This is a genomic window from Streptomyces sp. NPDC053665, assembly GCF_055585285.1.
In genome coordinates this window covers 487,591-512,607 of sequence record NZ_JBVJKK010000002.1, presented here as the reverse complement: position 1 = coordinate 512,607, position 25,017 = coordinate 487,591, and the positions used below count along the sequence as shown (strand labels likewise).

Sequence of the window (25,017 nt, the reverse complement as noted above, 5' to 3'; positions counted from 1 at the left end):
CTGCTCACGACAACGCGGGGGCACGGCGCCACGAGCGGCGCCCCCGGCGGTCGGGGGCTACCGTCGAGATGGCCGGGTTCGGCTGTGCTTGCCCGCGTTACCTGAAATTCATGCCTGACGGGAACCTGGGACATGGACTTCTACGTACTATTACCGGCCAGCTTTCGTCGATTCGCAGGTCGCGCAACCACCACGGGGGAGATCCATGCGTCATTTCGGGCAGATCGCCCCTGAGGTCCGCCGGCGCCTCTTCCACCGCGAACCGTGCGCGTTCACGCGGGACTCCCCGGCGCGGCTGCTGTCGGCCGCCCTGGGCGCCACGCTGTACAGCCCCGCCACCCGCCCGCACCTCGCCGACGACATCCGCAAGCAGGCCGGCCGGGGCGTGGTCTCCATGGTGCTGTGCCTGGAGGACTCGATCGGCGACGCCGAGGTCGGCCCCGGCGAGGAGAACCTGGTCCGCCAGCTCACGGTCCTGGACGGCCTCCCGGACGCGGACCTGCCGCTGTTGTTCATCCGGGTCCGCGCCCCCGAGCAGATACCCGACCTCGTGCGGCGCCTGGGCCCGGCCGTGCGGCTGCTGTCCGGCTTCGTGCTGCCCAAGTTCACCGCGGAACGCGGCATCCCGTTCCTGGAGGCCCTCGCGGCCGCCGAGGCCGGAAGCGGCCGTCGCCTTTTCGCCATGCCGGTGCTGGAGTCGCCGGAGCTGCTCTACCGCGAGTCGCGCGTGGAGACCCTGGAGGGCATCTTCCGCGCGGTCGACAAGTACCGCGACCGTGTGCTCGCCCTGCGCCTGGGCGTCACCGACTTCTGCTCCTCCTACGGGCTGCGCAGGGGCCCGGACATGACCGCCTACGACGTGCAGATCGTCGCCTCGGTGATCGCCGACGTGGTGAACATGCTGGGCCGGGCCGACGGGACGGGCTTCACGGTGACCGGGCCGGTGTGGGAGTACTTCCGCGTGCAGGAGCGCATGTTCAAGCCGCTGCTGCGGCAGAGCCCCTTCCTGGAGGTGCAGGCCGCCGAGCTGCGCTCCCAGCTGATCGAGCACGCCATGGACGGGTTGCTGCGCGAGATCTCCCTGGACCAGGCCAACGGACTGCTGGGCAAGACCTGCATCCACCCCTCCCACGTGCTGCCGGTGCACGCCCTGTCGGTGGTCAGCCGCGAGGAGTTCTCGGACGCCCAGGACATCCTGCGCCCCGAGCGCGGCGGCGGGGGTGTGCTGAGATCGGCGTACACGAACAAGATGAACGAGGTGAAGCCGCATCGGGCCTGGGCCGAGCGGACCCTGCTGCGCGCCGAGGTCTTCGGTGTGGCCAACGAGGACATCGGCTTCGTGGAGCTGCTGGCGGCGGGCCTGCCGCAGTGACGGTCCGGCGCCGGGCATCCATACGGAAGGCGCACAAGGCGCAGAAGACCGAGAAGGCGGAGAAGGCAGTGAACGAGGGGGAGCACCCCGAGGTGCGCGACGGGTCCGGCGGCGTCTGGTCCGGCGACTGGGTCGCCGAGCGGCTCGGCGTCGAACTCGTCGGCGACGACCGGCTGACCGGCCTGCTGGGGCTGGCCCTGCGCCGCAACCCCAAGCGCGCCCACCTGCTGGTGTCGAACGTGCTGGGCAAGCACGTCCCGCAGGCGCCGTCCGTGGTGTACGGACACGGAGTCGCGCTGGGCCGCCGGGTGCGGGAACTGCTGGGCGAGGACGAGGCCCGGCGGGCCGTCGTCCTCGGCTACGCGGAGACCGCGACGGGCCTCGGCCACTCCGTCGCCGACGGACTGGGCTTGGCTCCCTACCTGCACTCCACCCGCCGCCCGGTGCCCGGCCTCGCCCCGGCCGGCGGCTTCGAGGAGTCCCACTCCCACGCGACCTCGCACCTGCTGCTGCCGGAGGACCCGGCGCTGCTCGCCGGGGACGGGCCGCTGGTCCTGGTCGACGACGAGTTCTCCACGGGCAACACGGTGCTGAACACCGTCCGGGACCTGCACGAGCGGTACCCGCGGCGGCGGTACGTCGTGGTGGCGCTGGTGGACATGCGGTCCGCCGCCGACGCGGGGCGGCTGGAGGAGTTCGCCCGGGAGATCGGTGCGCGGGTGGATCTGGTGGCGGCCGCCTCGGGGACCGTGCGGCTGCCCGACGGCGTACTGGAGAAGGGCCAGGAGCTGGTGGCCCGCCACGAGGCGGAGAACGCCGCCCCGGGGGCGCGGGGAACTGCGCGGGCAAGCGCCACCGGCCCGCAGCCGGACGACGACGGCACCGCCCCCCACGTCACCCGCGTCGACCTGGACTGGCCCTCCGGCCTCCCCGACGGGGGGCGACACGGGTTCACCCCCGCGCACCGCACCCGGCTGGAGGCAGCCCTGCCCGCGATGGCGGCCAGGATCGCCGAGGCCCTGCCTCCCGGCGCCCGCCGCGTCCACGTCCTCGGCTTCGAGGAGCTGATGTACGCCCCGCTGCGGCTCGCCGAGGCCCTGGAGCGGACGACGGACGCCGAGGTCCGCTACTCCACCACCACCCGCTCGCCCGTCCTGGCGCTCGACGACCCGGGTTACGCGATACGCACCCGGCTCGCCTTCCCCGCCCACGACGACCCCGCCGACGGCCCCGGCGAGCGGTACGCCTACAACGTCGCGGGCGCCGGATCCGACGCCGTCGTCGTGGTGGTCGACTCGGCCGCCGACACCCCCGCGCTGCACGCGCCCGACGGCCTGCTGGCCCGGCTCGCCCCGCACACCCCCGAGGTCCTCCTCGCCGTCGTACCGTCGTACGTCCCTGAAAGGCCCCGCATGCTGCCCGCGCCCCTCCGTGGCCCCGCCTTCTCCTCGTACGCGCCCGAGGAGGTCGGCTGGCTGCTCCAGGACCTCTCGGACGTGACCCTGGAGGCCCCCACCGAGGAGCGCGAGGAGGCGATCCAGAGCGGCGGCGCCCACTACGCGGAGTCCCTGCCCGTGGAGTACCAGCCCAGCGAGCAGTACCAGGAGCTGTTCCACGCCGCGCTGAACGTCTCCGCGGCCCGTATCGCCCGGGCGGTCGGCGTCGTCACCGAGACCGTCCTCGCCGAGCGGTCCCCGCGGCCGGTCCTGGTCTCGCTGGCCCGGGCCGGCACCCCCGTCGGCATCCTCATGCGCCGCTGGGCGCAGCACCGGCACGGCCTGGACCTGCCGCACTACGCCGTGTCGATCGTGCGCGGCCGCGGCATCGACGCCAACGCCCTGCGCTGGCTCGCGGCGCACCACGACCCCCGGGACGTCGTCTTCGTCGACGGCTGGACCGGCAAGGGCGCCATCACCCGCGAACTGGCCCAGGCCCTGACGGAGTTCGAGAAGTCCGACGGCGTCACCGGCTTCGACCCGGAGATCGCCGTGCTGGCCGACCCGGGCTCCTGCGTGCGCACCTACGGCACCCGCGAGGACTTCCTCATCCCCTCCGCCTGCCTCAACTCCACCGTGTCGGGGCTGGTCTCGCGGACCGTGCTGCGTGCGGACCTGGTCGGCCCGCACGACTACCACGGCGCCAAGTTCTACCGTGAACTGGCCGCCACGGACGTCTCGGTGGCGTTCCTGGACGCCGTCTCGGCCCGCTTCCCCGAGGTCGCGGACGCGGCCTGCGCCCAGGCCGGGGAACTGCTCGCCGCCGACCGCACGCCCACATGGGAGGGCTGGGCCGCCGTCGAGCGCATCAGTGAGGAGTACGGCATCCACGACGTGAACCTCGTCAAGCCCGGCGTCGGCGAGACCACCCGGGTGATGCTGCGCCGCGTGCCCTGGAAGGTCCTGGCGCGGGCCGGGGCGGGCAGCGACCTCGACCACGTCCGCCTGCTGGCCGAGCAGCGCGGAGTCCCGGTGGAGGAGGTCGACGCGCTGCCCTACACCTGCGTCGGCCTGATCCACCCCAAGTACACCCGGGGCGCGACCGGCGCCGACGGCAAGGCGGTGACCCTGTGACGCGCGTGATCGTGGCGAGCGACCTCGACCGGACGCTGATCTACTCCTCGGCGGCCCTGGCGCTGACCATGCCGGACGCCCGGGCGCCCCGGCTGCTGTGCGTGGAGGTGCACGAGAGCAGGCCGCTGTCGTACATGACGGAGACCGCGGCCCGGCTGCTGACCGACCTCGGCGACGCGGCGGTGTTCGTGCCGGCGACGACCCGGACGCGCAAGCAGTACCAGCGCATCAACCTGCCCGGCCCGCAGCCCACGTACGCGATCTGCGCGAACGGCGGCCACCTCCTGGTGGACGGGGTGTCCGACCCCGACTGGCACGCGCAGGTGACCGCGCGGCTGGCCGACCAGTGCGCGCCCCTGGCCGAGGTGCAGGAGCACCTGCTGCGGGCCGCCGACCCGGTCTGGGTGCGCAAGCACCGCGTCGCCGACGACCTCTTCGCCTACCTCGTCGTCGAGCGCGAACTGCTCGACGAGGACTGGGTGAAGGAACTCGCCGTGTGGGCGGAGAACCGGGGCTGGACCGTGTCCCTCCAGGGCCGCAAGATCTACGCCGTCCCCAAGCCCCTCACCAAGAGCGCGGCCCTGCGCGAGGTCGCCCGGCGGACCGGGGCCGAGCTCACCCTCGCCGCGGGTGACTCGCTGCTCGACGCGGACCTGCTCCTCGCGGCGGACCGGGGCTGGCGCCCGGGGCACGGGGAGCTGGCCGACACGGGCTTCACGGCCCCTGCGGTCAGGGCGCTCCCCGAGAGGGGCGCCCTGGCCGGGGAGCGGATTCTCCGCGAGTTCCTGGAGGCAGTACGGGACGCCTGAGCACTCGGGTGTCCTGGTCGTCGTGCGGGTGCGGGTGCGGGTGCGGGTGCGGCGTGTCGGTGGCTTGTCGCGCAGTTCCCCGCGCCCCTTCGCCGCGCGTCCCCTCGCGGCGCCGTCGCAGCCGTAGCGCGATGAACACCACCACCGCCAGGGCCACCACCGCCAGGACCACCTTGGAGTAGGTGGAGACGACGTCGGACACCGTGTGCCAGTTCGCGCCGAGGAAGTAGCCGGCGAGCACGAACACCGTGTTCCAGATCGCGCTGCCCAGGGTGGTCAGGCCGAGGAACACCGGCAGGCGCATCCGCTCCACGCCGGCCGGCACGGAGATCAGGCTGCGGAAGATCGGGATCATCCGGCCGAAGAACACGGCCTTGGTGCCGTGCCTGTCGAACCAGGCCTCGGTCTTCTCGATGTCCGAGACCTTCACCAGCGGCAGCCGCTCCGCGATCGCCACCGTCCGGTCACGGCCGAGCAGCGCGCCGACCCCGTACAGCGCGAGGGCGCCGATCACCGAGCCGGCCGTCGTCCACAGCAGCACGGCGAGCAGGCTCATCCGCCCACTGCTCGCGGCGAAGCCGGCCAGCGGCAGGATCACCTCGCTGGGCAGGGGCGGGAACAGGTTCTCCAGGGCGATGGCGAGACCGGCACCCGGTGCGCCCATCGTGTCCATGAGGTCGTTGACCCACTGCGGTCCGGCGTCCGCGGCGATGGCTGTCATGCGGCCACCGTAGGAAACCGGACCTGAAGAAGAGCTGAGGAAGGACCCCGGGGCCGGTGTCAGCCGCAGCAGCCGCCGCCGCAGCAGCCCCCGCCGCCACCGCCGCCCGACCGGGGCGCCGGGGCCGGGGCGGAGGCCGAGCCGGCCACCGCGACGGTGGACAGGAGCTTCACCGTGTCGTCGTGCCCCGCGGGGCAGGCGGCGGGGGCGCCGGAGTCGGCCATGGGGCGGCTCAGTTCGAAGGTGTCGCCGCAGGTCCGGCAGCGGTACTCGTAACGAGGCATGGGGACAGATTAGTGCGAGGCGATGGAAATACCACTCGTCGGGATCACATGTGACCGTTCTTGCCCCAACCGCTATGGAGAAGCTGTAAAGGCCACTGGTAGCTTTCCATCGTCGCGAGAAGCCACACGGCCGGGGGGATGTGGAGCGCGCCGCGGTCGACAGCGGTGCCGGGCTCTCGCGCGAGCACCACTGTAAGCGGGGGAGGGGAGACACAGCCGTGACCGAGGCTGGGCGGGAACCGGACGAGACCATGCAGTTGAAGGCTCCCGCGTCCCCACATGCGGACAGACCCGATCAAACCATGCAGTTGCGTGCGGAGGACGTGGTCGCGGCCACCAGCGCCGCCGCGGCTTCCGAGAGGGCCCCCGCCTCCGACGAGGCCGCGGAACCGTCCTCCGGCCGCGGCTCCGGCGGATCCCGCCGCCGGCGCAGGACCGCCCGGACGTTCAAGCCCGCCGCCTACCTCGCCCCGCTGGCCCCCTACGCCGCCCGCCTCGCCCCCTACGCCCGCCGTCTGCGGCCGGTCTACCCCCGGCCCGGCCGCACCGGCTGGCGCCGCTGGGCGCCCTCCTGGCGGCAGTGGCTCGGGGCCGCGCTGACGTTCACCGGGCTGTCCGTCATGTTCCTGGGCGTCGCCTACGCCGCCACCGACGTCCCCGAGAACCTCAACTCGTACGCCACCCAGCAGGACAACGTCTACTACTGGTCCGACGGCACGCCCATGGCCCGCACCGGCTGGGTGCAGCGTCAGGAGATGCCCCTGAAGGACATCCCCGTGGACGTCCGCGACGCGGTGCTGGCGGCCGAGAACGCCAGCTTCTACAGCGACCCCGGCATATCCTTCAGCGGCCTCACCCGGGCCGTGTGGCGCACCGTGGGCCAGGGGGAGACCCAGGGCGGCTCGACCATCACCCAGCAGTACGTCAAGAACGTCTACCTCAACCAGGACCGTTCGGTGAGCCGCAAGTTCACCGAGGCCATGCTCGCCCTCAAGCTCGACAACGAGATGGACAAGGACGAGATCCTCGAGGGCTACCTCAACACCAGCTGGTTCGGCCGCGGCACCTACGGCATCCAGCGCGCCGCCCAGGCGTACTACGGCAAGGACGTCCGCGAACTCGACGTCAGCGAGGCCGCCTTCCTCGCCTCCCTCCTCAAGGGCGCCGGACTCTACGACCCCGCCCTGGGCGGAGCCAACCACGCCCGGGCCGTGGAGCGCTGGTCCTGGATACTCGACCGCATGGTCGACGTCGGAACGCTGTCGAAGTCGGAGCGGGCCAAGTACCGGAAGTTCCCCGAGCCGCTCAAGCACGCGCCGGGCTACGACACCGGCAAGCAGAGCGACTACCTCGTCGAGCTGGCCACCCAGTACGTCAAGAAGGCCGCGCACATCTCCGACAAGGAGTTCGACCTCGGCGGCTTCCAGATCTACACGACCTTCGACCGGGGGCAGGAGACCGCGCTCACCAAGGCCGTGACCAAGGCCCGCGAGCAGGCCCGCAAGGACGACCCGGCCAAGGCGAAGACCGTGCACTACGGCGCCGCCTCGGTGGCCACCGACGGGCGCATCCTCGCCCTGCACGGCGGCCCCGACCACCGCAAGCAGGGCTACAACGAGTCCAACGCGACCACCGTCCCGGCCGGTTCGGCCTTCCTGCCGTTCGTCTACGCCGCCGCCCTGGAGCACGGCGTGCAGAAGACCCGGGACGGCACCCGCACCCAGGTCACCCCGGAGACCCTCTACAACGGCGACGACGGCGTCCCCGTGACGACCCCCGAGGGCCCCTACTGGGACCGCAGCGGCAAGAAGGTCGCCGCCCGCAACGACGGCAAGAAGTCCTACGGGCAGATCAGCCTGGCCCGGGCGCTCGCCCTGTCCGTGAACACCCCGTTCATGCAGCTCGGCATGGACACCGGCCTGGACAAGGTGCGCGGCACCGCCGAGGCCGCGGGCCTGCTCTCCTCCAGCTTCGGCCCGAACGTGCCGGCGATGTCCCTGGGCAGCGCCACGCCCAGCGCGATCCGCATGGCGAGCGGGTACGCGACCTTCGCGGCCGGGGGCAAGCACGTCGAGCCGTACTCCGTGGACCGGATCACCCGCAACGGCTCCAAGGTCGCGCTGGCCGCGCCGGCGTCCCGCCGCGCGGTGAAGACGGCCACGGCCGAGGCGGTCCAGTCCGCCCTGGCGGACGCCTTCCGCACCGCCCACCCGGGGGCGGACGCGCCCGCCGGGGTGTCCGGCAAGGCGGGAACCGTGCAGAGCGACACCGCGTCCTGGTATGTCGGAACCGCCGAGTCCGTGTCGACGGCCGTCGTCACCTACCGCATCGACCTCACCAAGAGCCTGGAGCCGCTTCCGCTGAAGGGGATCGCGGGGACCCCCGACGACAGCGTCCCGTACACCATCTGGTCCAGAGCCCGGGGCGTCGGCTGACCCCGGCGCCCGGCGCCTCCCAGACCTTCCCACTCCCTCGCAGAATGAGCCGCGCATGAAGTCACCCTCCGGTCGCCGCCGCGCACCGCGCGCACCCAGCGCGTCCCGCCGCGCCCTGGGCGCCATGTCCCCGCGCATCCTGACCCTGGCGGCGCTCGTCGTCGTCGCGTGCCTGGTCGCGGGCTACCTGGTGCTGACGCGACAGGAGAAGACCACCCCGACCGCCTCCTCCGGGGCGGCCCGCAAGAACACCTCCGAGAAGAACGACCACCAGCCGCAGTGGGACGGCAAGACCAAGGTCCTCGGGGACGGCTCCACCTCTTACACCGGCCCGCCGAAGAAGCAGTTGAAGCCGGTTCCGCTCAAGCCGGGCGAGAAGCCGCCCCAGTTCGTCGTCTTCTCGTGGGACGGCGCGCTCCAGGGCGACGACGGGCTGTTCTCGCACTACCGGGAGCTGGCCCGGCAGTACGACGCCCACATGACCTTCTTCCTCACCGGCATCTACCTGGTGCCCAAGAGCAAGAAGGACCTCTACTCCCCGCCGCAGCACGACAAGGGCTCGGCGGCGATCAGCTTCCCCACCGACGAGCACATCCGCACCACCGTCGAGGAACTGGGCAACGCCTGGCGCAACGGCAACGAGATCGGCACCCACTTCAACGGCCACTTCTGCGGGGAGAAGGGCGGCGGCGACTGGAGCGTCGAGGAGTGGAAGAGCGAGATCGACCAGTTCTACTCGTTCGTCGAGAAGTGGAAGACCAACACCGGCTTCACGGACCTGGATCCGCTGCCCTTCGACCCGCGCAAGGAGATCACCGGGGGCCGTGCGCCCTGCCTGGAGGGACAGGCCAACCTGCTGAAGGCCGCCGAGAAGTACGGCTGGCGCTACGACGCGAGCTCCGCGGGCGACTTCCAGATATGGCCCCGCAAGAAGGACGGCATCTGGGACTTCCCGCTGCAGATGCTCCCCTACGAGGGCGGCGACTACCAGGGCCTGTCCATGGACTTCAACTTCCTGTACAACCAGTCCGACGGTGAGACCGAGGGCGACCCGGCGAAGTACCCCGAGTGGGAGCAGCAGACGGTCAACTCCTACATGTCCGGCTTCAACCGGGTGTACTACGGCAGCCGTGCCCCCCTGTTCATCGGAAACCACTTCGAGAACTGGAACGGCGGCATATACATGAGAGCCGTCGACCAGGTCGTCAAGACGGTGTGCACCAAGAAGGACGTCAAGTGCGTGTCCTTCAGGGAGCTGGCCGACTGGCTGGACGCGCAGAAGCCCGAGACCCTTCAGCGGTTGCGCTCCCTCGACCCGGCCCAGTCGCCCGACTGGTCGAAGGTCGTGAAGTGACAGACCCCAAGCCCGGCACCACCTGGCCGGGCCAGAGAGGAACATCAGTGAGATCGAGAAGACTGACCGGCACCCGACGCCGCGTCACGATAATCGGGGCCGCGGCGACCTCGGTGGTCGCCGGGGTCGCCCTGCTGCCCAACTGGAGCGCCGGCGCGGCGGTCACCGACGACCCGACGGTCGACGCGCGGACCAAGGCCACGTTCCAGCGGCTGGCGGACGCCGTCTTCACCGACCGGACCAACGCCCTGCTCGACGGCGGCCGGGGCGGCAGGGACGCGCCGCTGACCGACCGGTTCTCCGGCGACGTCGCCCTGTCCTCGGGCACGGCCCGCACCGAGGACGCCACGCTGTCCGGGCTGGAGCAGCGCAAGGCGAGGCTGGCCAAGGCCGGCGAGAAGTACAGCAAGGCCGGCACCACCGTCACCCTGAACGCCACGCGGGTGACCGGCCGTACGGCCAAGGCCGCGGTCACCGAGACCACCACCCTGACCTACGCCGGGGCCCGGGGCGGCGCGCCGCGCACCACCGGCTTCCAGGCCAAGCACGAGCTGACCTTCAAGGCCGACCGGCAGGGCAACTGGCGGCTGACGGCCGTCCGCGACAGCGACGAGGGCGGCCTCGCGGTGAACACGCTGTCCAAGCCGGCCTCCGTGAAGGTGCCCATGTCCGGCACCACCACGACGCCGAGCGCTCCCCGGGCCGCGACCACCCGCTACCCGGTCCAGGTGCCCAAGACCGCCACGACGTACGACTACAAGGCCATGGCGGCCTACGCCGAGAAGCACTGGAACGCCTACAACAAGGACTACCCGGACTTCAACGGCCAGGGCGCCGGCGGCGACTGCACCAACTTCGTCAGCCAGGCCCTGAAGGCGGGCGGCTGGAAGCACGTCCCCGGCTACGTGTACGACTACACGCGGTGGTTCGGCAACGCCGACATCCAGTCGCACTCGTTCATCGGCGTCAACGAGTGGTCCTGGTTCGCGCAGAACTCCAAGCGGACCACGCCGCTGTCGAACGTCTACCAGCTCGAGGTCGGCGACGTCCTCCAGATGGACTTCGACCGGGACGGGTCCAAGGACCACACCATGATCGTCACGTACAAGAGCCGCGGCGTGCCGTACGTGACGTACCACTCGAACAACACCCTGCGCCGGTCGGTGGCGAGCCTCGTGGCGTCGTACCCGACCGCGTACTACTACGCCTACCGCACCTGATTCCGGGCGGGGGCCGGGTTCAGTGCCCGGCCCCGCGCTCTTCCCGGATCCGGGAGACCACGCCGGCCACCGACTGCCGCACCGCCTCCGTCTCCAGCAGGAAGTGCCAGTAGTCGGGGTGCCGGCCCTCCAGAGCGGCGACGGCGCGCTCCAGCCGCGCCACGGCCTCGTCCAGCGGGCGGGCGTGGCGCGGGTCCGGGGTGTTGCGGCCGGCCATGGCCAGCCGCTGGCCGTCGCGGATCGCGAAACGCGTGCGCTCGATCTCCTGCTCGGGGTCCTTCTGCACGGCGTTCAGGCGGCGCAGACGGTCACCGGCGGCCGAGACCGCCTCGTCGGTGGTGTTCAGCAGGGCCCGCACGGTCGACAGCAGGGCCGTGGCGTCCGCCCAGCGCTGCTCGTCGCGGGCGGCGCGGGCCTCGGCCAGCTTCGTCTCGGCCTGGCGGACGTTGCCCGCCGCCACGTCGGGGACCTGCTGCAGGTCCTGCCAGCAGGCCGCGGTGAACCGGCGGCGCAGTTCGCTCAGGGTCGGCTCCACCTGCTCGGAGCGGGTGGTGAGGGCCTGGGCGCGGGTGCGCAGGGAGACCAGGCGGTGGTCGATCTCGGCGGCGCGCTCCGGCAGCCGCTCGGCCTCGACCCGGACCGCCTCCGCCGCGCGCGTGACCCGCTCGGCCCGCTCCAGGGTCTGCGGCACGCCGTGCTGCCCGGCGCCCTGGTTCAGCTTGGTGAGCTCCGGCGAGAGGGCCGCCAGACGCGCGGCGAGGTCGTCCGCCTTCAGGCCCGAGCCGCGCACGGCGTCCAGCGCGCCGGAGGCGGCCAGCAGGGCCTGGCGGGCCCGCTCGACGGCGGGGGCGAGGCGGGCCAGTTGGGTCTCGGCCTTGCCGAGCAGCGGGCCGAGGCCCTCAGCGAACCGGTCCAGGTCGCGCTTGACCCGGTCCAGTTCCTCCTTCGCCGCGGCCAGCTCGGCCCGGGCCCGGGAAGCCGCCGAGGCCTCCAGGTCGTCACGGTCGAGGTCGTGGGCGTCGACGGCCGAGATGTACTGGTGGCTGGCCTCGTCGATGCGCCGCCCCAGGGCGTCGAAGCCCTCGACGGCGCGCCGGGCGGCGGGGGAGTCGTCGACCGCCCTGATCGTCTCGATGGAGATGCGCAGGTCGCGCTGGGCGGTGTCGAGCTCGTAGAAGGCGGCGGCGACGGCGTCCTTGGCGGCCTGGGCCTCGGCGCGCTGGTTCTCCGCCCGGCCGCCGAACCAGCGCCGGGTGCCGCCGCCCGCGAAGGCCGCGGGCAGCGCCAGGGCGAGCAGCACCGGCAGCGCCGCCAGCGCGAGCGTGTCGCGCAGCGGGCCCGGGGCGCGGGGAGGGCGGCGGCGCGGACGAGGTGCGCGCGGCACCGACGGCGAGTACGGCTGCGCTGGTGTCGCCGTCACATCCCTCTCCCGTGCTGTGGTCCACCCTGCCCGGTGTCATTGTCCCACCGGTGAAGGACGAACACACGGGCCGGTCAGTTCGCCGTTCGCACCGTGATTCTGCCGTCACCGGTCTCGGCGGTCACCACGTGCCCGCTGTTCTCGTCGCGCGGGACCGACACGTCGACGCCCCCGTCGCCGGTCCGGGTGGTCACGCGGTAGGCCGCCCGGGGCACCGAGACGGTGACGGAGCCGTCGCCGCTGCGGGTCTCCACCCGGTCCGGTACGACGCCGAGTTCGAGCCGGACGGAGCCGTCGCCGGTGCGGGTGCGCACGTCCCGGGAGGAGACGTCGGCCCGGATGGAGCCGTCGCCGGTGCGCATCCGCAGCGGGCCGCTCACGCCGGAGACGCGGATCGAGCCGTCCCCGGTGCGCAGCTCGGTGGGGCCGGTGGTGTCGGTGACGCGGACGGAGCCGTCGCCGGTGCGGATGTCCAGCCGGTCGCGGAAGCCCCGGGCGCGGACGCTGCCGTCGCCGTCCTCGACCTTCACGGTGATGCCGCGGGGCACCTCGATGCGGTGCTTGGCCGAGCAGTCCGCGACGACACCGGAGCACTTCAGCCGCAGGACGAGCCGGTCGTCGCGCAGGGACCAGGTCACCTCGGGATCCCTGCCCATGACGACCGAGCCCTGGAACCAGCGGGTGACCTGGATGCGCCCCGCCGGGTGCTCCTCGGCGGCGACGATCTCCAGGGCGGAGTCGTCCGAGTCGACGGTGAGCGTGCGGCCCTTCAGGTCGAAGGCCTTGTGGTCGGGGTCCTCGTCGTCACCGGCGGAGGCCCCGCAGGCGCTGAGCCCGGCGACGAGGACCGCGACGGCACCGGTGAGGGCGGCCGCGCGGACGGTGGCGGTGCGGGTCGTGCGGGCGGTGCGTGCGGTGCGGGCCATGACGGTCTCCCCCTGGACGGAACGACGGGCGCGCTCGGGCGCTGTCATGACGGTAGGCAACCGGGGCCGCCGGGAGGATCCGGGCCGCTCCCGGATCGGCGGTGGGGTTAACCCCCGGCACGGCCCGATACGGGTTTGCGGGACCTCGCCCCGGGCAGGGTAGGCTGTCCACTCGTCCTGGGCGTGCCCCGGGATGCGGGTGCGTAGCTCAGGGGTAGAGCGCCTGCCTTACAAGCAGGATGTCGGCGGTTCGAAACCGTCCGCGCCCACCGCGGTCGACAGGCCCCCGGGTTCTCCCGGGGGCCTGTTTCCGTTCCTGGGGCCGGTGGGCGGGTCAGTAGTTGGCGTTGGCCAGGATCTCGCCGTCCTTGTCGTAGACGGTCACCAGGCCGTTGTCCGACTCGTAGCAGGACGTGAACGCGGAGGCGATGAGCTTGCCCTCGCCCTGGTGCGGACCGGTCAGCCCGCCGCTGAAGTCGGTGTAGACCTCCGCCGCGTCGAGGATGTCGTTGCGCTTGTCCGCGCCGGTCACCTTGGTGACGTGCTCGGCGGCGGCCTTCTCGGTCTGCGTGCCGCTCTCGGCGACACAGGCGCGGAACTGCTCGGCCTGGCTCTTCTCCGCGGCCGGCCCGGCCTTCTTCGGCTTGCTGTCGGCCGTGACGGCCTTGTCCTTGGTCGAGCTGTCGCCGCTGTCGTCCCCGCCGCCGCCGGTGGCGACGGCGGCGATAGCGAAGAGGGCGAGGACGCCCGCGCAGCCGAGCCCCGCGATCTTGCCGATGCCGCGCTTCCTCGGCGGTTGCGGCGCCGGGGCGCCGAACCCGGGCTGCTGCGGCGGGTAGGGCTGGGCGGGCTGCTGCGGGTGCTGCTGGCTCATGGGTACCCCTCGATCAATCGTGTCGTGCGGGGGTACGACGTCCCGCGGCTCGCGGACGGTTGTAGAAGCTTGAATGAGTTCACCCGATGGGGTCGCGCGCTCGCACCCATGTCCCGCCGGCCGCACGCGAGTTCGCCCACGAGGGCGTCGCCGGGATGAAGCGGCTCCCGGCCGACGGCGGGCGCTGACCCCCGCGCGTCACGGGGCTCCGCCGGTCTCCACCGGCGGGGCCTCGTGCGCGTGCTTCAGCCGGGAGCGGGCCGCCACCCGGTCCGGGCCCGTCAGCGCGGACCAGTAGCGGTGGGTGCTGACGAACACCGCGAGTTCATGCTCGCGGCGGCGCAGCTTCTCCACCTCGGCCTGCTCGTCGGCCGTCCAGCCGGGGGAGGCGGGGCGTTCCACCTTGCGCCAGCCGTTGTCGTCGCTGAAGCCGTCCAGCGGTTCCACGGACCAGGGGAGCCGCTTGAGCAGGGCCGACAACTCGGCCCGGACCTGATGGAGTTCCTCCTGACCGGCGAGGAGGTCACTCGGAAAGTCATAGGTCGTAGCCACGGCCCAATAATACGCCTGTTCGATTTACGCGGGCGAGTTCGTTCCCGTGGTTCATGCGAACGGGTGTACCAGTTCCAGCTCCCGCACCACCCGCGCGGCCACCGGCGCCGCCACCCCGTGCCGCTCGGCCGCACGCAGCAACGCGCCGCCGACGGCGTCCAGTTCGAGCGGCCGGCCCGCTTCCGCGTCGCGCTGCATCGACGACCTGGCCGTCGCCGGGAAGGCGTCGTAACGGGCGAGTGCCTGGGCCGGGTCCCCCGGGCCGCCGCAGGCGCGGCTGATCGCGGCCGTCTCCGCGACCAGGGCCGTCAGCTCGTCGCGGTGGCGGTCGCGGACCTCGCCCAGCGGCAGGCCGTACCGGGTGGTCAGCAGCGCGAAGGGCGCCAGGAACGACATCTTGGCCCACAGGGCCGCGGTCTCGTCCTCCAGGACCCGGGTGGCGGGCCCGGCCGCGTCGAGGGCCCCGGCGAGGGCGTCCAGGCGCGGCCGGGGCGCCCGCGCCCCCGTCAGGTCGACCTCCGCGAAGGGGCTGTCGTGCTCCACCACGCCGGGGGCCGGGCGGGTGGACTCGACCCGGATGACGGCCGGGGCGGCCCGGTCGGGCCGGTAGCGGGCGCGCAGGGCCGCCGGATGCTCGACGCCGTTGAGGAACGGCACCAGCAGCCCGTCGGACAGGACGGACGCGGGGACGCGCGCCAGGGCCGCGTCGAGTGCGGTGTGCTTGACGGTGACCAGGCAGGCGTCGACCGGTTCGCGCAGGGCCGTGTCCGCCTCGACCCGGGCCGTGAAGTCGCCGAACCGGGCGCTGCGGACCCGGATGCCCTCGCCGCGCAGGATCCCGGCCGTCCGCTCGCCGGACAGGCAGATCACGCGGTGGCCGGCGCGGGAGAGCAGGGCGGCGAGCAGTCCGCCCACGCCGCCGGGGCCCAGGACGGCCACGGTGAGTTCGTTCGCCATGAGGGGTTCCTCTCGTCGGTCGGCCCCTGTGTGGTGGCCGCCTCGGGAGGATCATGGCAGCCGGCGCTGTCCTCAGGAGGCCGGAAGGGCGAGACTGGGGGGCATGTGCCGGAGTATCAAGACGCTTCGTCCGCCCGCCCTGCCCGAAGAGGCCACGGAGGCGGACATGCGCGCAGCAGCGTTGCAGTACGTACGGAAGGTCTCGGGCTTCCGCGCCCCCGCCGCCCACAACCAGGAGGTGTTCGACCGCGCCGTCGAGGCCGTCACGCAGGCCACGGCCGAGCTGCTCGACGGCCTGGAGGTGCGGGGGGCCGCGGCCCGCCGGGCCGGTTAGCGCCCGCGGCGCGAGGGCTCAGACGAGTTCCGGCTGGGGTTGTGGCCGCGGTGCCGCGGGGAGGTCCGTCTCCCACAGCCGCAGGGTCCGGTGGTAGCCGCGCACCACCGACGCCATCGCCAGCAGCAGCAGCGGTCCGGCGAGCCAGGGGTGGCGGGCCATCTCCATCGGCAGGAAGCGGTAGGACGCCAGCAGCACCGCGAACACCGTCGTGCCGTGGACGACCAGCCAGACCCCGGCCCGGTCCCAGCCGCGGTCGAAGGAGCGCAGGGCCGCCTCGACGGTGTACGCGAAGACCACGCCCGCGACCAGGTCCACCCCGTAGTGCCAGCCGAACCCGAGGGTCGCCGCCAGCGTGGCCACCAGCCAGAACGCACCGGCCCACCGCAGCCAGCGCGGCCCCTGCCGGGAGTGGATGAAGATCGTCACGGCCCACGCGGTGTGCAGGCTCGGCATGCAGTTGCGCGGGGTGACCTCGTCGAAGGGCAGTTTGAACGGCGTGGTGACCGGCGGCAGGGTGTGGGGCCACAGGTTCGCCACCGCCCAGGGCCCGCCCTCGGGGCCGTAGGCGAAGATCGGCCCGACCACCGGGTAGACCATGTAGACCGCCGGCCCGACCAGGCCGATCACCAGGAACGTCCGGACCAGGTGGTGGCGGGGGAAGCGCCGCTCGGCGGCCACGTGGCGCAGCTGGTACAGCGCCACCACGACCGCGGCGACCGCGAGCTGGGCGTAGACGTAGTCGAGCGCGTGCTCGCCGACCGGGCCGCTCGCCCGGAGCAGCCGGCCCGCCAGCCACGAGGGGTTGCCCAGCGCGTGGTCGGCCATGGCGATGTACGGGTCGAGCGTGACGGGCCGGGTCTGCGAGGTGATCGACAGCCAGGTGTCGCCCGTCTTGCGGCCCGTCACCAGCAGCAGACCGAGCCCCACGCCCTTGAGCAGCAGAACGCGTTCCGCGCCGGTGCGGCGTGTGAGGGCGACGACCGCCAGGCCCAGCATCACCCACAGGGCGCCGTTGCCGAAGGGGTGGCCCTCGCCCGGCAGGGCGCCGGTCGCGAACCGCACGGCCAGGAAGACCAGGTCGATGCCGACGGCCGCGCCCAGGGCGATCAGCCGCTGCCGCCAGGTCAGGACCAGCATCGTCAGGCCCAGGCTGGCGTAGAGCAGGAAGCCCGACTTCGGGGCGTACACGACCTCCCGCGCCTGGGTGGTGATCGGCCCGGGTATCCCGAGGTGCCGCGCGACGAGCTGGAGCGCGAGGAGGAAGCCCAGCGTGATCGCTCCCGCCGCGCACCACAGCACCGCCCGTGGGTGACGGCGCGCGGCCTGCGCGATCCGTCGTGGGCGTGACGCCTGGGGCGATGCCGGAGTGGTCACTGTCTCAGCCGCTTCCCGATCGTGTCCGTGGTCGTGGTGGTGGGCCCGCCGGGGCTACGAGGGCCGCGGTTCGCGCCGCATCAGGTACGCCGCCCCGGCCCCGGCCCCGAACAGCGCCCCCACGGACACCGCCGTCGCCACCCAGGTCGCGCCCAGCAGCTGCGCGCCGAAGTAGCCGAGGGCGACGCTGTACGCGGCCCAGGTCAGACCGGCCAGTGCCGACCAGGGGAGGAAGTCGCGGGCCCGGCGCCGTGCGGCGCCCGCGCCGAGGGAGACCACCGAGCGCCCGGCGGGGGCGAAGCGGGCGAGGACGACGAGGGCGCCGCCACCGCGCGCCAGGGCCGCGCCGAGGCGCTCCTGGGCGCGGGTCAGGCGCCGGGAGCGGGAGATCGCCCGGTCCAGCCGGGGGCCGCCGCGCCAGGCGAGACGGTAGGCGACCAGGTCGCCGAGGACGGAGGCGGTGGCCGCGCACAGGGTCAGGGCGAGGATGTCGGGCACGTCGGTCGCCGTCCCGGCGGCCGCCGCCGTGGCGGCCGTGATGACCAGGACTCCGCTGGGCAGCACCGGCAGGAACACGTCGAGCAGCACCGACAGGGCCACCACCGCGTAGATCCATGGACTGCCGACCAGCGACCCGATCTGCTCCAGCACCGCAACTCCCCGTGGTCCCCCGTGGGCCAAGCCGTGCCGCGGCGACGCGGGGGGAGCGGCAGGAGTGGCCATGACAGCCATACAGCGTACGCGCGGGTGTGACGGGCGGTTCACGGGGGGCTCGTACGTTCGGTACCGACTGTTCACCTCGTGCCGTCTCGCCCGGCTTGGCCCTCCTGGCGACGCGACGCCGCGGCGCCTCCCCGCCGGGCGGGGAGGCGCCGCGGTGCGGGGCCGGACGGCTCAGGCGGCCACGGGCGTCTGCTCCGCCGAGGATCGCTGCCCCGCCGAGGGGCGGCGCGACAGCAGCCGGTCCACGCCGAACGCGCCGGAGCCCGTGAAGATCAGCAGGAACATGGCCCAGCAGTACATGGCCGCGCCCTCGCCGCTGTTCTCGATCGGCCACAGCGCCTGCGGCTGGTGGACCTTGAAGTAGGCGTACGCCATGGCGCCCGACGAGACGAGGGCCGCGACCCGGGTGCCGAGGCCGAGCAGCACCAGGGTGCCCCCGACCAGTTCGATGACGGCGGCGTACCAGTTCGGCCAGGCACCGGTCGTGACGGTGCCACCCTTGCCGTCCGCGCCGCCGAGGACGCCGAAGAGCGCGACGGCCCCGTGGCAGGCGAACAACAGGCCCACGACGATCCGGAACAGTCCGAGTGCGTACGGCTGGGCGCCGTCGAGGCGTGCGGTCATGTGGGGGGCTCCTTCGGTTGGCCGGCCCGGGGCAGGCCGGTCGGGGACGAACCGACGAGCCCTCACGTTAGGTGGACCTAACCGATGCTTGCAAGTTCAACATTTGGCCATGGCTTCGGTCCTGGTGACGGGTGCGACCGCCGTCCCAGCAGCACGGGAGGCCCCTCGCGCCCCGCCCACCGCGTCCGGGAAGTGACCGGATCCACACCCGGCCGGCCGCCCGGGACGCGGTCACCGGCTCAGCTCGGAGTCCAGGAGGGTCGTCAGCCGCGGCCCCGCGCCCTGCCGGGGCTTGGCGTGCTCCAGCCGCAGCCGGGCCGAACGGCCGCGCAGCGTCAGGGTCATGAGCTGGTTGCCGAACCAGGGGCCGTCCGTCTTGCGCCAGCCGACCGGCGGCCGCGCGAGCCGGCCGTGCCGGGCCAGGAGGCGGCCGAGGCCCCGGGCCGCACGGCTCCAGCCGAGGCGGAAGGCCAGTCGCATCGACAGCGGCACCGAGTTGTGCACGGGCGAGCAGACCAGCTGCACCACCCGGGAGTCCGGGCCGGGGCCGGTGGTCCAGGACGGCTCGGCGATGTAGGCGTGGTGCACGTCCCCGGACAGCACGCAGACGGTCGCCGGCGCTCCGGGTCCGGAACCCGCCTCGGCGATCAGGTCCGCGAGGCCCGCGAAGGACTCCGGGAAGGCCGACCAGTGCTCCAGGTCGGCGGCCCGCCGCAGCTTCTCCCCGAGGCGCGCCCAGCGCTCGCCCCGCTCGCCCCGGCACAGCGCCGCGTTCCACCCCTCGGCGTTGTGCACCAGGTCCGGCAGCAGCCAGGGCAGGGAGGTGCCCAGCAGGAGGTGGTCGTACCCCTCGCCCCGGTCCGTGATCTGCTCGCGCAGCCAGGCCTCCTCGCCCGGGTCGAGCATCGCGCGGTCCTTCTCCTCCAGTACGCGGGCGGCCCGGCTGTCGACCATCACCAGGCGGACCCGGCCGAAGTCGCGGCGGTAGCTCCAGCGGACCGTGGCCGCGTCGGCGTCGGCCCGGGCGGTGAACTCGCGCAGCACCCCGGTGCCGTCCGGCGCCGCGCGCACCGCCTCGTAGACGGGGTCGGCCGCCAGCTCGTCGTGGGAGAGGTTGCCCAGGTGCTGGTGGACCCAGTACGACATCAGGCCGCTGAGCAGCCGCTCCTGCCACCAGTCGGTGGCGCGCATGTCGGCGAGCCAGGAGGCGGAGGTGTTCCAGTCGTCGATGACGTCGTGGTCGTCGAAGATCATGAAACTCGGCACCGTGGACAGCAGCCAGCGGATCCTCGGGTCGAGCCAGGACTCGTAATAGAGGTGGGTGTACTCCTCGTAGTCGGCGACCCCGCTGCCCGGAGGCTTCTTCGTGTCCCGCCGCTCGGCCAGCCAGCGCTGGGTGGCGTCGGAGGTCTCGTCGGCGTACACCTGGTCACCGAGCAGCAGCAGGACGTGCGGCCGCTCGCCGTCGGGGTCGGCGGCGAGGCGTGTGGCGAGCGCGTCCAGGGCGTCGGGGCCGGCCGGGTCGTCCCCGCCGGCGGGCGGGGCGGCCCAGCGGCACGAGCCGAAGGCGACCCGCAGGGCGCCCTCGGGGCCCGGCGCGTGGATCACCGAGGGCGGGAAGGGCGAGCCGGGCAGTGGCCACACCCTGGCGCCGTCGAGCAGCACCTCGTACGACGTGGTCGTGCCGGCGGTGAGGCCGGTCACCGGCACCAGGGCGTAGTGGTGGCCCGCGATCAGGAAGCTCTGCGCGCTCCCGCCCGCGCCGTCGGCGCAGCGGACCTCCGCGGCGCACGGGCCGTCCGTCTCCATCCAGACGGTCGCGGACGAGCCGTCGGTGTACCTCAGCAGTGGTCCGAGGCGCAGGTCGGCCATGTCGTTCCCCTCTCCGTCGCCCCGTACGGTACGGAACGACGGAGAGCGGCGGGGAGGTTCCGACACGAAATCGCGTGCGTGTCAGCAGCTCGCGAGGTAGTTCTGCAGGGCCGACTTCTCCGCCGAGTCGACCGAGAGGCCGTAGTAGTACTTCACCTGGACCCAGGCGCGGACGTAGGTGCAGCGGTAGTCCGATCGGGAGGGCATCCAGGTGGCGGGGTCCTGGTCGCCCTTGGCCTGGTTGACGTTGTCCGTGACCGCGATGAGCTGCGGGCGGGTCAGGTCGTTGGCGAAGGACTGGCGGCGGGAGGTCGTCCAGGAGCCGGCGCCCGAGTCCCAGGCCTCGGCCAGCGGGACCAGGTGGTCGATGTCCAGGTCGGAGGCGGCCGTCCAGGTGGCGCCGTCGTACGGGGAGTACCAACTGCCGCTGGTGGCGGCACAGGACGAGTCCTGCTGGACGTTGCTGCCGTCGCGCTTGAGGACGACCTCGCGGGTGTTGCAGGTGCCGGACTGGGTGATCCAGTGCGGGAAGAGGTCGCGGTTGTACCCGGTGCGGTTCTCGGTCGCCACGGTGAGCGTGGCGAGGTAGGAGCGGGCGGTGGCGCCGCTCACGGGGGTGGGGAGGGCGGCGGAGGCCGTGGGGGCGTTGAAGAGGGTGGCGGCCGATATGAGCGCGGTGGCGGCCGCGGCGAGGCTGAACCGTCGACGCGCGTAGAACCTGGGCATGCGAACTCCCTGCTGGGAAGGGCGTGTTGGCGGGCGAGCGAGGGAATGCTCGCGCAGCCGTGTTGCGCACAGGTGTGCGCCCGGTGAGAAGGTAGTGACGGGTCCATGACATGACAAGGTTCACGGGGGAACTTTTCACGCCCGGACCGTCGCGTACCATGGACGGCGCAGAAGGGGAGTAGCTCTTCGCCGGACCGTCGACATACTGCTCAGCCAGCCTGAGCCGGCGCCCGGAGGCAGGCCCCGCAAGGGGCGGGCCAGCGAGACCTTCGGCAAGCAGTGCACGCCCGTGCCCCCCGGCGCGGGCGCCGAGTGCGCTGCCGTGCCGAGGTGTCGTGTGTGAGGATCCAGCACTCTCGGTGGGGCAGCCCCGACCGATTGAGGAACCCTTGATCAGCCTGACCGTGACGGCCGTCGTCTTCGGCGTCGTCTTCCTCGCCGAACTGCCGGACAAGACCGCCCTGGCCGGCCTCGTCCTCGGCACCCGCTACCGCGCCTCCTACGTCTTCGCCGGCGTGGCCGCCGCCTTCGCGCTGCACGTCGCGCTCGCCGTCGCGGCCGGCAGTGTGCTGACGCTGCTGCCGCAGCAGCTCGTGCAGGCCCTCACGGGCGTCCTCTTCCTGGGCGGCGCGGCCGTGCTGCTGCTGAAGAAGGGCGAGGAGGAGGAAGAGGTCCGCAAGCCGGAGAACCAGTCGTTCTGGAAGGTCTCGGGCGCCGGGTTCATGCTCATCCTGGTCGCCGAGTTCGGCGATCTCACCCAGATCATGACCGCCAACCTGGCCGCCCGCTACGACGACCCGCTCTCCGTCGGTCTGGGCGCGGTGCTCGCGCTGTGGGCCGTGGCCGGGCTCGGCATCGTCGGCGGAAAGGCGCTGATGAAGAAGGTGCCGCTGCGCCTGATCACCCAGATCGCCGCGCTGGTGATGCTGGCGCTCGGGGTGTGGAGCCTGTGGGAGGCCGTGACCGGGTGAGGCGAACAGCGGGTGAACGTCCGGAGGGGGCGCCTGGCGCGAGGGCCTGTTTGTTTTGTACCGTAGAGAAACAAAGTGGCCTCCGCCCGTTTTCCCTGACCGGCGGGCGGGGCCGCCTTGTCCCTCCCGGGGGCGTGCCGGACGTGTCGCGCCGCCCGCCCCTCGCCCGCGCTGGAACGCGCCCCGAGCCTTGGAGCAGCCGATGACGGCCACCGCCGTGCTCACCGCCCGCGCCCTCCTGCTGGACATGGACGGCACCCTCGTCAACTCCGACGCCTCCGTGGAGCGCGTCTGGCGGCGCTGGGCCGAGCGTCACGGGCTGGACGGCGACGAGGTCATGAAGGTCGTCCACGGGCGGCAGGGCTACGCCTCCATGGCGCTGCTGCTGCCCGGCCGGCCGATGGAGCAGAACCACGCCGACAACGCCCGGATGCTCCAGGAGGAGACGGCCGACACCGAGGGTGTCGTGGCGATCCCCGGGGCGCCCGAGTTCCTGGCCTCGCTGGCCGGTCTGCCGCACGCGCTGGTGACCTCCGCCGACGTGCCGCTGTCGACCGCGCGCATGGCCGCGGCCGGACTCGCGCTTCCCGAGGTGCGGGTGACCGCCGAGTCCGTCGGGGCCAGCAAGCCCGACCCGGAGGGCTTCCTCAAGGGCGCCGCCGAACTCGGGGTCGACCCCGCGGACTGCGTGGTGTTCGAGGACTCCGGAGCCGGTATCGCCGCGGGGCGCGCCGCGGGCATGCGGGTCGTCGGGATCGGGCCCCGGGCCTCCTTCCACGACCCGGACGTGGTCGTGGAGGACCTCACCCGGGTGCGGGTGGAACGCGCGGAGGACGGGACGATCCGCCTCCACATCGGGTGACCCGCCGTTCCGGGTGACCTGGCGCCCCGGGTTGGCCGCGGCCTGCGGGCGGTGCGCGGGGCCGTCGGTCCCGTCCCGGCCCCGGCGGTCAGGTGATGGGGGCGGCGACGGCGCGTGCGCACGCCAGGAACTCGGCCCGGGCCGTGTCGACCTTCACGTCGCACGTCACGCCCTCGTGCACGAGCTGCGCCTGGGCCGCGGCCAAGCCGCCCGTCCGGTCCCCCGGGCGATTTTCCCGCCCGGCGTCGACCTCGCCGTCGCACCGGACGCCGACCCACGGCCCGTCGAGCCCGGCCAGGGCCCGGCGCCGGCCCTCCTGGGAGACCGGGCTACCGAGGAGCACGCCGTCGACGACGATCCTGGCCAGCCTCCGGAAGCCGGCGCTCAGCCGACTCGCCCGAGCTGGAACCGCCGTCGAGCACGATCACTCGGGGATCACGGCGTCACGGCGTCACGACGTCACGGTAGGACGACCGGGGCGCTCAGGGCTCCCGGGTCTCCGACTCCAGCTTCGCCCGGGTCGCCTCGTCGTAGACCCCAAGGTTCCGGGTCTGGATGCCGCGCGACCACTGGTACGTGCGCACCGCGTCCTCCAGCCGGCTGCTGAAGAAGCCGTCGGCGTCGTCGCCGTAGAGGTACAACTGCCGCATTCTGAGCTGGAGTTCGGTGACCTCCGCGCCACGGTCGCCGAGGCGCAGGACGGTGGCACCGCCGCGGCGGCCCGACTCCGGCCCGTCCTGCCCGGTGGCGCTCGCCGACGCGGACGGCCGCGCCGACGGAGTGGCCGACTCCGACGGGCTCGGCGAGGCGCTCGACGCGGACGGGGAGGGGGAGGCCGAGGGACTGCCCGTGCGGGACGGCGAGGGCGCGGCCGGGGCCGAGGAGGCGGGCGCGGAGGTGCCCGCCGACGGGGTGGAGTCCACGCTGCTCGCCGGGGCGTCCGGCACGCTGGCCCGCAGGTCGTCCGGCAGGGCGGTGTCCCGGGTCGGGCTCTCGTAGGAGAACAGGCCGCTCGCGTATCCGGCCGCCGCGACGACGGCGACACCGGCCGCGGCGGCGGCGACCATCACCGCCCGGCGCCGCCGTCCGGCCCGGCGCGGGCCGGCGCCGTGCGGCTCCTGCGCGCCGGGGTCGCGGGCGTCCGCACCGTCGAAGAGCCGCAGATCGGCCACGCTCGGTTCGCTCGCACCGGACACGAGGGGCGCGGGAACCGCCGAGTCGGCCGGACCGGCCGGCAGAACGGTGGTGGCGTCCGTGGCCGGCAGGACGGTCGTCGGGTCGGTGTCCGCCGGGTCGCCCGGCCGGGCGTGGGCCGGGGCGGCGGCGGAGGGCAGGACGGCGGTCGCGTCCGGGTCGGCCGGGCCGAGGGCGCTCAGGGGCAGGGTGGTCTCGGCCGGGGAAGGCACCGGCGGGCCGACTGCCGCCCCCGCGGTCCGCGCGGAGCGCGAGGACTCGCCGCCAGGCGCGTCCCCTGCGCGCTCGTGCGAAGGCCCGCCAGCCGAGCCCCGCGCCGCCGGGCGTGACCCGTCCTGGCGGCGCATGCGTCCGGCTGCGGGGGAGAGCGGGGGGTTGTCGCCGGGTGTGTGTGCGGCTGCGGGGGAGTGCGGGTGGGTGTCGTTTTCCGGGTTCGTGGGTGGCTGTGTGCTTGCCGCCGCGGGTGGCGCGGGTGGCTGCGCCGCCGGGCGGGACTGGTCCTGGCGGCGCTTGCGTGCGGCTGCGGGGGAGAGCGGGGGGTTGTCGCCGGGGGTGTGCGCGGGTGCGGAGGAGTGCGGATGGGTGTCGTCTGCGGGGTTCGCGGGTGGCGGTGTGCTTGCCGCCGTGGGAGGCATGGGTGGCTGCGCCGCCGGGCGGGGCTGGTCCTGGCGGCGCTTGCGTGCGGCTGCGGGGGAGAGCGGGGGGTTGCCGCCGGGTGTGTGGGCGGGTGCGGGGGAGTGCGGGTGGGTGTCGTTTTCCGGGTTCGCGGGTGGCGCGGGTGTCTGCGCCGTCGGACGGGACTGGTCCTGGCGGCGCTTGCGTGCGGCTGCGGGGGAGAGG

General features: G+C 73.4%; 23 protein-coding genes and 1 tRNA gene. 10 read left to right on the top strand and 14 right to left on the bottom strand.

Annotated features, from left to right (window positions below):
* Window positions 1-205: 205 nt before the first annotated feature.
* The 3 genes from ACZ6ZN_RS09870 to ACZ6ZN_RS09860 all read left to right on the top strand — a co-directional run bounded on the left by ACZ6ZN_RS09870 (window position 206) and on the right by ACZ6ZN_RS09860 (window position 4,751).
* Complete coding sequence (locus ACZ6ZN_RS09870) at window positions 206-1,372, top strand: HpcH/HpaI aldolase/citrate lyase family protein (protein ID WP_469644747.1); 1,167 nt, start codon at window positions 206-208, stop codon at window positions 1,370-1,372.
* 68 nt (window positions 1,373-1,440) lie between these two features.
* Entirely contained in the window at window positions 1,441-3,942 is a 2,502-nt protein-coding gene (locus ACZ6ZN_RS09865; RefSeq protein WP_469644746.1) for a phosphoribosyltransferase, read from the top strand.
* Window positions 3,939-4,751: an HAD family hydrolase gene (locus ACZ6ZN_RS09860; RefSeq protein WP_398111369.1), complete on the top strand. Its 813-nt coding sequence runs from the start codon at window positions 3,939-3,941 to the stop codon at window positions 4,749-4,751. The genes ACZ6ZN_RS09865 and ACZ6ZN_RS09860 overlap by 4 nt, the downstream gene beginning before the upstream one ends.
* Here the strand turns inward: ACZ6ZN_RS09860 and ACZ6ZN_RS09855 are convergent.
* Window positions 4,672-5,472, bottom strand: a complete 801-nt coding sequence (locus tag ACZ6ZN_RS09855; protein WP_451876529.1) for a DedA family protein — start codon at window positions 5,470-5,472, stop codon at window positions 4,672-4,674. The genes ACZ6ZN_RS09860 and ACZ6ZN_RS09855 overlap by 80 nt on opposite strands.
* A gap of 59 nt (window positions 5,473-5,531) precedes the next feature.
* Window positions 5,532-5,756: an FmdB family zinc ribbon protein gene (locus ACZ6ZN_RS09850; RefSeq protein ID WP_451876528.1), complete on the bottom strand. Its 225-nt coding sequence runs from the start codon at window positions 5,754-5,756 to the stop codon at window positions 5,532-5,534.
* 302 nt (window positions 5,757-6,058) lie between these two features.
* Here ACZ6ZN_RS09850 and ACZ6ZN_RS09845 point away from each other — a divergent pair, with 302 nt between their 5' ends.
* Genes ACZ6ZN_RS09845 through ACZ6ZN_RS09835 form a run of 3 tightly spaced genes read left to right on the top strand, consistent with a single transcriptional unit; the run spans window position 6,059 to window position 10,765 of the window.
* A complete protein-coding gene (locus ACZ6ZN_RS09845; RefSeq protein WP_451876527.1) occupies window positions 6,059-8,191 on the top strand; it encodes a transglycosylase domain-containing protein in 2,133 nt (710 codons plus the stop codon).
* Window positions 8,192-8,246: 55 nt separating this feature from the next.
* The gene (locus tag ACZ6ZN_RS09840) at window positions 8,247-9,545 is read left to right on the top strand and encodes a polysaccharide deacetylase family protein (protein WP_469644742.1); all 1,299 of its coding nucleotides are present in this window, start codon (window positions 8,247-8,249) and stop codon (window positions 9,543-9,545) included.
* Window positions 9,546-9,592: 47 nt separating this feature from the next.
* Window positions 9,593-10,765 (top strand): amidase domain-containing protein, encoded by a 1,173-nt coding sequence (locus ACZ6ZN_RS09835; protein ID WP_469644740.1) that lies wholly within the window; start codon window positions 9,593-9,595, stop codon window positions 10,763-10,765.
* Between the two features lie 19 nt (window positions 10,766-10,784).
* Here ACZ6ZN_RS09835 and ACZ6ZN_RS09830 read toward each other — a convergent pair whose 3' ends face one another.
* A complete protein-coding gene (locus ACZ6ZN_RS09830; RefSeq protein ID WP_398111363.1) occupies window positions 10,785-12,185 on the bottom strand; it encodes a hypothetical protein in 1,401 nt (466 codons plus the stop codon).
* A gap of 74 nt (window positions 12,186-12,259) precedes the next feature.
* Window positions 12,260-13,111, bottom strand: a complete 852-nt coding sequence (locus ACZ6ZN_RS09825; protein ID WP_451876523.1) for a DUF4097 family beta strand repeat-containing protein — start codon at window positions 13,109-13,111, stop codon at window positions 12,260-12,262.
* A gap of 197 nt (window positions 13,112-13,308) precedes the next feature.
* Here ACZ6ZN_RS09825 and ACZ6ZN_RS09820 point away from each other — a divergent pair.
* Window positions 13,309-13,380, top strand: a tRNA-Val gene (locus ACZ6ZN_RS09820).
* 65 nt (window positions 13,381-13,445) lie between these two features.
* Here ACZ6ZN_RS09820 and ACZ6ZN_RS09815 read toward each other — a convergent pair.
* From ACZ6ZN_RS09815 to ACZ6ZN_RS09805, 3 genes are all read right to left on the bottom strand, one after another.
* The gene (locus ACZ6ZN_RS09815; protein ID WP_451876522.1) at window positions 13,446-13,985 is read right to left on the bottom strand and encodes a hypothetical protein; all 540 of its coding nucleotides are present in this window, start codon (window positions 13,983-13,985) and stop codon (window positions 13,446-13,448) included.
* A gap of 198 nt (window positions 13,986-14,183) precedes the next feature.
* Window positions 14,184-14,537 carry a hypothetical protein gene (locus ACZ6ZN_RS09810; RefSeq protein WP_398111360.1) on the bottom strand — a complete coding sequence of 118 codons (354 nt, stop codon included), beginning with the start codon at window positions 14,535-14,537 and terminating at the stop codon, window positions 14,184-14,186.
* A gap of 51 nt (window positions 14,538-14,588) precedes the next feature.
* Window positions 14,589-15,494, bottom strand: a complete 906-nt coding sequence (locus ACZ6ZN_RS09805; RefSeq protein ID WP_469644736.1) for a ketopantoate reductase family protein — start codon at window positions 15,492-15,494, stop codon at window positions 14,589-14,591.
* A gap of 103 nt (window positions 15,495-15,597) precedes the next feature.
* Between ACZ6ZN_RS09805 and ACZ6ZN_RS09800 the strand changes: the two genes are divergently transcribed.
* On the top strand, window positions 15,598-15,828 hold the full coding sequence (locus ACZ6ZN_RS09800) for a DUF2277 domain-containing protein (protein ID WP_369197258.1): 231 nt from the start codon (window positions 15,598-15,600) through the stop codon (window positions 15,826-15,828).
* Between the two features lie 18 nt (window positions 15,829-15,846).
* Here ACZ6ZN_RS09800 and ACZ6ZN_RS09795 read toward each other — a convergent pair whose 3' ends face one another.
* From ACZ6ZN_RS09795 to ACZ6ZN_RS09775, 5 genes are all read right to left on the bottom strand, one after another.
* The gene (locus ACZ6ZN_RS09795) at window positions 15,847-17,130 is read right to left on the bottom strand and encodes a phosphatase PAP2 family protein (RefSeq protein WP_451876519.1); all 1,284 of its coding nucleotides are present in this window, start codon (window positions 17,128-17,130) and stop codon (window positions 15,847-15,849) included.
* A 129-nt stretch (window positions 17,131-17,259) separates the two neighbouring features.
* Window positions 17,260-17,856 (bottom strand): DedA family protein, encoded by a 597-nt coding sequence (locus ACZ6ZN_RS09790; RefSeq protein WP_398111357.1) that lies wholly within the window; start codon window positions 17,854-17,856, stop codon window positions 17,260-17,262.
* 243 nt (window positions 17,857-18,099) lie between these two features.
* The gene (locus ACZ6ZN_RS09785; RefSeq protein WP_469644732.1) at window positions 18,100-18,552 is read right to left on the bottom strand and encodes a DoxX family protein; all 453 of its coding nucleotides are present in this window, start codon (window positions 18,550-18,552) and stop codon (window positions 18,100-18,102) included.
* A gap of 231 nt (window positions 18,553-18,783) precedes the next feature.
* A complete protein-coding gene (locus tag ACZ6ZN_RS09780) occupies window positions 18,784-20,424 on the bottom strand; it encodes an alkaline phosphatase D family protein (RefSeq protein WP_469644729.1) in 1,641 nt (546 codons plus the stop codon).
* 81 nt (window positions 20,425-20,505) lie between these two features.
* The gene (locus tag ACZ6ZN_RS09775) at window positions 20,506-21,150 is read right to left on the bottom strand and encodes an HNH endonuclease family protein (RefSeq protein ID WP_398111354.1); all 645 of its coding nucleotides are present in this window, start codon (window positions 21,148-21,150) and stop codon (window positions 20,506-20,508) included.
* Window positions 21,151-21,539: 389 nt separating this feature from the next.
* Between ACZ6ZN_RS09775 and ACZ6ZN_RS09770 the strand changes: the two genes are divergently transcribed.
* A complete protein-coding gene (locus ACZ6ZN_RS09770; protein WP_369197263.1) occupies window positions 21,540-22,121 on the top strand; it encodes a TMEM165/GDT1 family protein in 582 nt (193 codons plus the stop codon).
* Between the two features lie 202 nt (window positions 22,122-22,323).
* Entirely contained in the window at window positions 22,324-22,983 is a 660-nt protein-coding gene (locus tag ACZ6ZN_RS09765; RefSeq protein ID WP_451876517.1) for an HAD-IA family hydrolase, read from the top strand.
* Between the two features lie 88 nt (window positions 22,984-23,071).
* Here ACZ6ZN_RS09765 and ACZ6ZN_RS09760 read toward each other — a convergent pair whose 3' ends face one another.
* Window positions 23,072-23,371 (bottom strand): phosphotransferase-like protein, encoded by a 300-nt coding sequence (locus ACZ6ZN_RS09760; protein WP_469645645.1) that lies wholly within the window; start codon window positions 23,369-23,371, stop codon window positions 23,072-23,074.
* A 94-nt stretch (window positions 23,372-23,465) separates the two neighbouring features.
* The gene (locus ACZ6ZN_RS09755; RefSeq protein ID WP_469644725.1) at window positions 23,466-24,389 is read right to left on the bottom strand and encodes a peptidoglycan-binding domain-containing protein; all 924 of its coding nucleotides are present in this window, start codon (window positions 24,387-24,389) and stop codon (window positions 23,466-23,468) included.
* Window positions 24,390-25,017: the final 628 nt, after the last annotated feature.